The 8083-nt window shown below is 38.6% G+C and carries 12 protein-coding genes and 1 pseudogene; 2 read left to right on the top strand and 11 right to left on the bottom strand.

What is annotated here, in order from left to right:
* Nucleotides 1-378: 378 nt before the first annotated feature.
* The 5 genes and pseudogenes from KGY70_13620 to KGY70_13600 all read right to left on the bottom strand — a co-directional run bounded on the left by KGY70_13620 (nt 379) and on the right by KGY70_13600 (nt 2452).
* Nucleotides 379-600 (bottom strand): helix-hairpin-helix domain-containing protein, encoded by a 222-nt coding sequence (locus tag KGY70_13620; protein MBS3776227.1) that lies wholly within the window; start codon nt 598-600, stop codon nt 379-381.
* An 11-nt stretch (nt 601-611) separates the two neighbouring features.
* Nucleotides 612-788, bottom strand: a complete 177-nt coding sequence (locus KGY70_13615; GenBank protein ID MBS3776226.1) for a hypothetical protein — start codon at nt 786-788, stop codon at nt 612-614.
* Between the two features lie 132 nt (nt 789-920).
* Nucleotides 921-1642, bottom strand: a pseudogene (locus KGY70_13610) (hypothetical protein).
* A 116-nt stretch (nt 1643-1758) separates the two neighbouring features.
* Complete coding sequence (locus KGY70_13605; protein MBS3776225.1) at nt 1759-2178, bottom strand: nucleotidyl transferase AbiEii/AbiGii toxin family protein; 420 nt, start codon at nt 2176-2178, stop codon at nt 1759-1761.
* Between the two features lie 22 nt (nt 2179-2200).
* Nucleotides 2201-2452 carry a hypothetical protein gene (locus KGY70_13600; GenBank protein MBS3776224.1) on the bottom strand — a complete coding sequence of 84 codons (252 nt, stop codon included), beginning with the start codon at nt 2450-2452 and terminating at the stop codon, nt 2201-2203.
* A 267-nt stretch (nt 2453-2719) separates the two neighbouring features.
* Here KGY70_13600 and KGY70_13595 point away from each other — a divergent pair, with 267 nt between their 5' ends.
* The gene (locus KGY70_13595) at nt 2720-3034 is read left to right on the top strand and encodes a nucleotidyltransferase domain-containing protein (GenBank protein MBS3776223.1); all 315 of its coding nucleotides are present in this window, start codon (nt 2720-2722) and stop codon (nt 3032-3034) included.
* Nucleotides 3031-3417 carry a HEPN domain-containing protein gene (locus KGY70_13590; GenBank protein MBS3776222.1) on the top strand — a complete coding sequence of 129 codons (387 nt, stop codon included), beginning with the start codon at nt 3031-3033 and terminating at the stop codon, nt 3415-3417. Before KGY70_13595 ends, KGY70_13590 begins: the two co-directional genes overlap by 4 nt.
* Nucleotides 3418-3618: 201 nt before the next feature.
* Here the strand turns inward: KGY70_13590 and KGY70_13585 are convergent, their stop codons facing one another.
* The 6 genes from KGY70_13585 to KGY70_13560 form a co-directional block, all read right to left on the bottom strand.
* Nucleotides 3619-4005: a helix-turn-helix domain-containing protein gene (locus tag KGY70_13585; protein ID MBS3776221.1), complete on the bottom strand. Its 387-nt coding sequence runs from the start codon at nt 4003-4005 to the stop codon at nt 3619-3621.
* A gap of 522 nt (nt 4006-4527) precedes the next feature.
* Nucleotides 4528-5133, bottom strand: a complete 606-nt coding sequence (locus KGY70_13580) for an aminotransferase class IV (GenBank protein ID MBS3776220.1) — start codon at nt 5131-5133, stop codon at nt 4528-4530.
* Nucleotides 5117-6088, bottom strand: coding sequence for an aminodeoxychorismate synthase component I (locus KGY70_13575; protein ID MBS3776219.1), 972 nt, complete (start codon nt 6086-6088; stop codon nt 5117-5119). Before KGY70_13575 ends, KGY70_13580 begins: the two co-directional genes overlap by 17 nt.
* Nucleotides 6089-6147: 59 nt before the next feature.
* A complete protein-coding gene (locus KGY70_13570; protein ID MBS3776218.1) occupies nt 6148-6657 on the bottom strand; it encodes a DUF4251 domain-containing protein in 510 nt (169 codons plus the stop codon).
* Between the two features lie 125 nt (nt 6658-6782).
* The gene (locus tag KGY70_13565; protein MBS3776217.1) at nt 6783-7433 is read right to left on the bottom strand and encodes a DUF2459 domain-containing protein; all 651 of its coding nucleotides are present in this window, start codon (nt 7431-7433) and stop codon (nt 6783-6785) included.
* Between the two features lie 20 nt (nt 7434-7453).
* The gene (locus KGY70_13560) at nt 7454-7597 is read right to left on the bottom strand and encodes a hypothetical protein (protein MBS3776216.1); all 144 of its coding nucleotides are present in this window, start codon (nt 7595-7597) and stop codon (nt 7454-7456) included.
* Nucleotides 7598-8083 lie beyond the last annotated feature (486 nt).

The following is an 8083-nucleotide window of genomic DNA, read 5'->3' as shown; positions in this document are numbered from 1 at the left end:
GGAGAGAATTGAATAAAAGGAAGTTTTAGATATCTAATAATATCTTAATACATATTTATTTAGACGATTACTAATACATCAATTTATTGAAAAACAATTAATTAACTCTCCATCCCTATCATACTTAGCGTACCGCTGAGAATTAACTTCACCTTTTACAATCTCAAATTCACGAATCCATTTGTTTATATCCCGGTGTTCCCATTTGAGGTAATTTTCACTGCGCAGTAAAGGCTTATGTTTAACAACAATCCTAAGCGTGCTGCTTAAATTTTTCAATTCTTCCAGGTTTTCCAGACTATCAAAATTTATATGCATGATTGCTTGATCTTTATTTTCAAAATTACGAAAATTTTAAAACAAGTCAATAGATCAAAATCATTCAGCAATTATTTTCCATCTTATATCCTCAAAAGTCTTTGGCCCAATTCCTTTCACATCCTTGATCTCATGAATACTGTTGAAGGGTCTGGCATTGATTATCCTTCCTGAAAGAACATCTCCTGTATATTCCGGAGCAAACTGACCCCCTATTCCGGAAGAATTTGACCCCCCATTCCGGGAAATTGACCCCGGGGTCAAAAACTGCCATACTGGCATTTTGACCCTCCTTACAATATGTATTTCCCAGTATGCTTACGACTGGTTTTCAAATATTGAAACAAAAAGTGGGTATCAATGGCATATTGCTTATTGTAGTGGGTATTGCTTCCTTTGACGTATCCGCCATCGGTTAGCAGACTGTTTTCAATGGCTTCTTCAAAGGCTTGTTCGGTGTGTGGCTTCATTATCACGTATTAAATTTTTCTCAATTTAATAATATCTTTGAAAGAATGTATGAATGATATGGGGTTTTTATCATCTATTTTAAATGAGACTGCCGACCATCTGAGCATCCGTGATTTGTTTATAGAAGAAGATTACTGAATTTCTTTAGAGCTAAAAAGATGGATGTATCTATAAAATATAAAAACCCGGTTTCTCTTCATCCCTGTTAGCTCTTGCAGGACATTTTTCTCCATCAATTCACGAATGAGACTATTCGCTGTTGGTTTGGATACGTTGAGCATGTGTTCAACCTGTTGTACATTGATCACCGGGTTTTTATAAAGTTCCTCAACCAGCTTTCTTGCTTTTGGGGCACGTTTGCCCCTCCTATCCAATTCTGACTTTTGCGGTACGCTCCGGGTTGTCTGTATTTTCCTCTTACCCCATGCATCAGGATTTTATGCGTTTTTCTGATCAACCGCGAAGAGACAGGCAGTTTTTCCAATTCCCCTATGGCAAAGTTCATAGCATCAATATAATTTTGTACTTCCTGCCAATCATCTCTTTTCTCCGGGCTGACATCTTCCTCTTTCAGAAAAGCCTCTTCCATTTTGGTTCGTGTTCCTTCGATGCGGCTGGATGTAGTTGCCTCTTTTGTAATGTGCATTCTGATAAAGAAATCCACATCCGGGATAAGCTGAGAAAAAGCATTCAATTCACCGAGATTTCTGTTCGCCTCGTTGCATAACGATTGAATTTCAGGCGAATCCAATATCCATTCCCGGTTGATTTTTTCCGGAAGGAAATATTTATAATTGTAATCCTGAACAAATGTTCCAGGTTTAAAAGATGAAATGGGTTTTGAGGATTCCATGAGATGAAAGCGTAAACTAATTAAAATAGACGCGACAAATTTAACTATAAAATCCAATAATTAAAATAACTCGCCCAAATTTAATTAAAGAAAAATGAAGTTAAACATGAGTGAACTTACTTTATTTCTGTTAGAAACCGGACAAGTCTTACTTTTTTAACAGTGTCATATGCTTTTTGGTAATCAAATACTTCATCCGGCCTGAGCAAAGAAGTGGTATCCTCAATAAAATCCCTGTCTTTCATTTTCGCATTAAGATTATTCAAATATTGCTTTTGTGTGGGTGGTTTATCTACCACAAAGCCAATATATTCTTTATAGCATTGGATGACCTGGTCGATATTTAATGTAACTGAGTTTAACGCTTTATAAATGTCGTATAGATCACGTCCATATTTGCGTTGGTGCAACGCGCGAAGTTTTGTGCCAATCATTTCTTCGAGCTGGTATGTTTGAATATTAGATGAACCATTAAACCAATCTGTGTTTACACTGAAGGCCTTTTCAGTCCAACCCAATACAGAGAAGTGTTCCACGCTTTAATTTCGTTAGCCGGTATCATTCGTCGATTTCAATATTGGTATTATTGATCTTCAAACCTTTCTTCTTGGTTGGAGCTTGTTTGGAACTGGTCACCACGAAAAATTCCTGGGGTTGCTGATGAGCAGCTCCATGCAATGCTGCAGCACTTAACAGACCAATATAATAAGATTTGCCAATGTATTGCATTAGTTGATGAATAAATAATACAGGAGGTAATACACCCCGGGAAGAATATTCCGGAGGTATAAACTGATAAAAATATGAAATATTTACTAATTTTTTTTTCCATGAATGCTAAACCTTACATACGTTTATCCCCAGAATCATTAGAAAATAAAATATTTCCGGCATCCTGCTTCTCACCCTGGGGCCGTAGTTCTGTTCGATCTCGGAGCTGTTGAGGTGGGTGATGAGGTGGTGATGAGTTTTGGGGAGATAAACAGATCGTATCGAGAAAGGATAATCCCGGCCATAACATTGCAGTCTTTGATGTGGTGAATAAAAATTCGTATCTTTGAAAAAACTGGAATAAGAATGGATTATAAACAGATGATCGATAGAATAAGAAAAGCCATTCATCAGGCTGATCCGGATGCCGAGGCTTATTTGTTCGGATCAAGGGCCAGGGGTGATCATCATTCCGGTTCAGACTGGGATATTTTGATTCTTGTTGATTCGCAGAAAGTAACCAATGAAATAGAGGATCAATTCCGGGATAAATTATATGATCTCGAACTGGAAACAGGTCAGGTGATATCTGTTTTCATCTATCCAAAAAACTACTGGGACGGCAGTCTTAAATATTCACCTCTTTATAAAAATGTCAAGAAGGAAGGTGTCCGTATATGACCATTGATAACCGGGAGGATTACATCAGGTATCGCTTACAGAGAGCAGAAGAGTCCTATGAGGATGCTCTTATACTGGCTAAAAATCAAAGATGGAATGCTGTGGTAAACAGATTATATTATGCCTGTTTTTATGCTGTTATCGCTCTTCTTTTACAAAATAACATAGAAACTCAGTCTCATGATGGAACCAGAACGCAATTTGGATTGCATTTTGTTAAAACTGGCTTGATTGACAAAAAATATGGGAAGCTTTACTCCAAACTATTCGATTTCAGGCAAAAAGGAGATTATGGTGATTTATATGATTATGATGGCATTACGATATCACCCCTAATAAATTCGGTTCGGGAATTTATTGATGTAATAAAACAATTGATGTAATCTGTTCTGGAAACTCTGCTCTGGAGAATAATCCAACTATACAAGGTTATCTTTTGTTTCATTAGAGAATGACACCAGGTTAAACATCCCGCATCCTGCTTCTCACCCTGGGGCCGTAGTTCTGTTCGATCTCGGAGCTGTTGAGGTGGGTGATGAGCTTTTGGGTGATGAACAGATCGTAAGATCAAAGCAATGACTTTATTATATCCCCTTCTTCTTACAATACCGATACAATTTGTAATACGAAATCCCCAGCTTACGCGCAACCTGCTTATAACTGTCTCCTTCCACCTTGAGCCTGACGATTTCATCATGAAATTTTTGAGGTTTATTGGATGGGTTGGTTGCCTCTTCTTTTGGTTCGTTTAATCTATATTTAAAGGGAAACATTTGTTTATGTCGTTCCCTCTTTTCTTGCTGGGTCTCCCAGATCAGATTAGTGGAGGCGATGTTCCGGTGATCGAAATCCTTAAACCCGATTCGGTGTTTGGGAGTGGGTTGCGGTTGATTCAGGTATTCCTCCATGATGATCCTGGCCACAGAACGCATCGTCCAGTTCCCCTCTTCATCTTTAACCCGAATGACCAAACTGTGACCGGTATCGGTTATTTTGTGGTATTCAATACTGCGACTTTTAGAAATGTAACATTCTATTATAGCACCCAGAAAGCATTCGAATTTTGAGCTTTCCGTTCAATTATAATTGACCATCACGAATCCGTCTAAAAAAGATTCCAATTTTTAGAAGGTAAGGCGTATCCGTCTGAGAACTTATGGGTTCTTTGGTCAACCTGGTACTTTGGTTGGTCTTTTGAAGTGGGGCATTATAACAAAACAGTTGGTCTCTGGTTGATTACTGATTTTTGATTCCAAGAATAATGGAATTGATGATGATTCCTTAAATGTTCAAGCATATTTAAAATTACAAAAATCCCAAACAATCCTTCATATGGCCTTTGAGATTCCATCCACCAATGTTATGCGAATCCTCCAAAAGTGAGTCAAAAAGAATAATATTGGGGTGTTTTATCCCGAAATAAACTGTTATCAGGAATCATTCTATCCTGATTTTTTCCCTGAACGGGCATATCTCTGTAATTCAATTGATTTCTATAATTCAAAAACATCTTTAGGTACATCCACAACATCAGCTTTTTCAAAGGGAATCATGGCATTGATGAGTTTGATGTACTTGTAATTGTAAATTTCATCGATTGACACATCCTTTTCAATAATCCGTTTTTTATCAAGCAAAAAAGCTCGTTGTACGCCTTTAAGCAATGGTTTGGCAGGCGTTATCCAGTTTTTTCCATCGAAAAGCAGAATATTTGAAAAATAAGCATCGGTAATCATACCTTTTCTTACAATGATCACGTCATCACAGTAATTACGCCATCCGAAGGCTTCATCAAGCTTTTGCCTGTCTGTAGTTTTATAGGGATATTCTATGTCATCAACCTTCACCAATCTAAGGGTTTCCGTTTTTCTTTGAATGTATCTCTGAATATGTGTTTCAAATGTATCTCCGTCAAACAGAATTCTGTATTTATACCTTTCGTTGGTAATCCCGGGATCAAATTTGATATAGCGGTTCAAATCAAAGTTTGCAGCCATATTAAAAAGATCCCTGCAGGCATTATTGAAACGCCTGTTGTGGTATTCCATCAAATGGGGCTGCCTGTTTTCGATCAGTATGCTTTCAATTAGTCGGTACATAGATTTTATCGATTAGTTCGCGGTATTCGCTTTCAGGATTGCTCATTGCAGTAATCCCACCACCACTCTTATAAAGGTAATGGCTCTGTTTACGTTCAATGAATCGGATCAGGATACAACTTTCGAGTTTATCGCCATCAAAATAGCCTGCAATCCCAGTATAAAAACCCCGGTTGTAATTTTCCGCATTGTCTATGATTTCCAGGGTTTTGTGTTTCGGGGCTCCTGTAACCGAGCCTGCCGGTAGCAGGGAAAATACAATATCACCCAGAAGACATTTATAATCCCGGGGCAGAATCCCGGAAATCTCTGAACTAACTTGCAGGAGTCTTCTGTTGTTGCTTTTTATCAGATCGAGGTACCTGAACCTGTCAACCCGAACCTGTTTTGAAAACCGGCTTAAGTCATTCCGAAGCAGGTCCACAATGGTAGCATGCTCTGCCCGTTCCTTGGGATCCCCTAAAATACGTTCTCTGGCTCCGGGTATTTCTTCGTTTATAGTCCCTTTCATGGGATTGGTAAATATTTTTCCACCGGTGATGCGAACAAAACTCTCCGGAGAAAAGACAACGAACTCATTTTTGTATAGCAACTTATAAATAGCTTTGCTATAGTGAAATACATCTTCAAGGGAACCATTCAACTCAATCTGTGTGGGAAAGGTAAGATTTACCAGATAAGAATTCCCCATATTCAATTCTTTTTGGACATAACGAAATGCCTCAAGGTATCTGTCATAGGAAACAGGTTGCAGGCTTGAAATAAAAGTTTTACTGCCGGGAGAATGGTGGTAGTAATTCTTATATCCGTTAAAATTGAACAAAATGCCATTGCGAAAAGCCTCAGAAGAAGATAACACCATACACTCATTCATCGGGTAATCAATAAGGAAAACGAAGGGAACATGCTTCTTTCCCCTTTCATTCATAACCGATATAGCATTCTGCCGATTCATTTAAGTGATCTGTAAAAATAAGACAGGTATTCCGGTTTCGGGGTACTCTCAGTTCACGGCTAGTCTATCTTTTTTATATCTCCCCAATAACTGATCGATTGACGGTTATCGGGTATTATATGCAATGTGGCGGAACCACTTTTCGAAACACTGAGAGAACATATATAGAGGATATTGTCTCCGTGAATTCTGAATTTAACCAATATCCTTTCCTTGTCCTCCTTCACTTCGCGGGAATATTCCAGCATCCTCCCATCAAAACTTATACCCCCGTTACCGCCATATCTCACATTGGAATAAGCCACGCCATAGTACGGCAGATGAGCTTTTGCAGTGGTATCTGTAACCTTTAACGTATAGGTTGTGGTAAGCATTTTTGAAGCCCCCGATTGTGGCAGCATCCTGTCTGCCTCAAACATATATTCGCCGGATGACAGAAGTTCTTTCATCTCTGTGAACGCTTCAGATCCCTGTTGGCTGCTTTGAGTTCGACCCTCCCGGGCTGTAAACAAAAGAACTGCTGCAATAAAAATAAGGGATAGGGTATTTTTTATAATAAAGAATTTCATAACGCTTGTCTTTTAATGAATAATAAAACCAGGTTTTCTTTTTCTAACAACAACAAATTGAATAAGTTCGATTATTTTACTTTAAAACGACTGTGGCATGAATTTATTTCTATACCCGGATTCCCTCATTGGTTTCTGCGCACCTTTCTCATAACACTACCGGCGGTCAGCGATAAATATGGATTGATGGGAAAGCCCGATTGCCGCAATGCTTTTGCCGTCCATACATTACAGGTTCGTGTGCCCCAAAAAGTAATGTTAGAAAGATAAAAATAACTCATGCCTGTCCGACGCTCCCTGAGCGGTACAAGATTGTCCATTGAATCACGGGCAAAAGACTCATGGATATAATCGATCATTAAATCAAAGCCCCGGCGGGACAATTCAATCTCTTCCACTTCTTCCCGGTCAAAATACCAGTCAGACAATTCGGGATATCCGTTAACCTGTATGACGGATTGTGTTGGAAGAAATGCAGCCCGCAATGCCAAACCAACGGTACCCACATCGGCCATGAAGAATTCTTTATCTCCCCAACTGATGTTAAGATATTCTGCTTTTGTAACATCCCTGGTTAAATCGGGCATCAATGTATCCACAGCATTCTTCTTCACAAGAAGACCGGTATGCCAGCTTCTTTTGATAAAATGAACGGTAACATGATCACCACTTTCTTCGGACGGAGGGTATAATCCTTCTTTTGGCGCAAAGCAGCCGCTCAGAAACACTGCACCCATTAAAAGGAAGCCGGGGACAATATGTAAGCCATTTCTCATTGTCTTGTTTGCTTCGAATGTTAAGTGTTTTCCACAAAAAGTTTTGTGCTGTCTTTCCAATTAAACTCCTTCCCTTCCTCCGGGAAAATCTTTCTATACACTCGCAGCCAGAACAATCCGATCACATAAGAATAGGTAACTGACCCAATAAGATCTGATTCCATTACCAACTTTAATATATCTTCCCTGTTTACTGCATAGTGCTTACTGCCTTCTTCCCTAACCCAGATAAATTCTAAATTCTAAATCCTAAATTCTAAATTCTAAATCCTAAATCCTAAATCCTAAATCCTAAATTCTAAATTCTAAATCCTAAATCCTAAATCCTAAATCCTAAATTCTAAATCCTAAATTCTAAACAAATTCCAATGATCAATCCGGCAGTTGCCGGAGCTCAAAACAGGAGACCTATTTGTTCGTTTTGATATTTCTTTATTTAGTCATTTGATATTGTTTAGAATTTCGAAATTAGATATTAGAATTTCACTTTCTGCCAAAATACACGAGAATAAGGTCCTAACTACCTTCTTTAAACTCCGGATAAAGCTCTTCCTTTACCCACTTAAATTCAGGTTCCAACGCCAGAATTTTCCGGTACGTTTCCGCAGCCTTTTCCTTCTTCCGGGCTTTGTCGTATGCCTGGGCAAGCC

Source organism: Bacteroidales bacterium (genome assembly GCA_018334875.1).
GTDB lineage: Bacteria > Bacteroidota > Bacteroidia > Bacteroidales > UBA12077 > JAGXLC01.
The sequence above is the reverse complement of the archived record's forward strand: the minus strand, read 5'-3'. Positions and strand labels throughout refer to the sequence as shown.

Bases quoted from the DNA above. Each gene is read 5' to 3' on its own strand.
- KGY70_13620 (MBS3776227.1), bottom strand. From the start codon at position 600: ATGCCAGTATGGCAGTTTTTGACCCCGGGGTCAATTTCCCGGAATGGG.
- KGY70_13560 (MBS3776216.1), bottom strand. From the start codon at position 7,597: ATGGAATCAGATCTTATTGGGTCAGTTACCTATTCTTATGTGATCGGA.
- KGY70_13595 (MBS3776223.1), top strand. From the start codon at position 2,720: ATGGATTATAAACAGATGATCGATAGAATAAGAAAAGCCATTCATCAG.
- KGY70_13580 (MBS3776220.1), bottom strand. From the start codon at position 5,133: ATGTACCGACTAATTGAAAGCATACTGATCGAAAACAGGCAGCCCCAT.
- KGY70_13565 (MBS3776217.1), bottom strand. From the start codon at position 7,433: ATGAGAAATGGCTTACATATTGTCCCCGGCTTCCTTTTAATGGGTGCA.
- KGY70_13590 (MBS3776222.1), top strand. From the start codon at position 3,031: ATGACCATTGATAACCGGGAGGATTACATCAGGTATCGCTTACAGAGA.
- KGY70_13570 (MBS3776218.1), bottom strand. From the start codon at position 6,657: ATGAAATTCTTTATTATAAAAAATACCCTATCCCTTATTTTTATTGCA.
- KGY70_13615 (MBS3776226.1), bottom strand. From the start codon at position 788: ATGAAGCCACACACCGAACAAGCCTTTGAAGAAGCCATTGAAAACAGT.
- KGY70_13575 (MBS3776219.1), bottom strand. From the start codon at position 6,088: ATGAATCGGCAGAATGCTATATCGGTTATGAATGAAAGGGGAAAGAAG.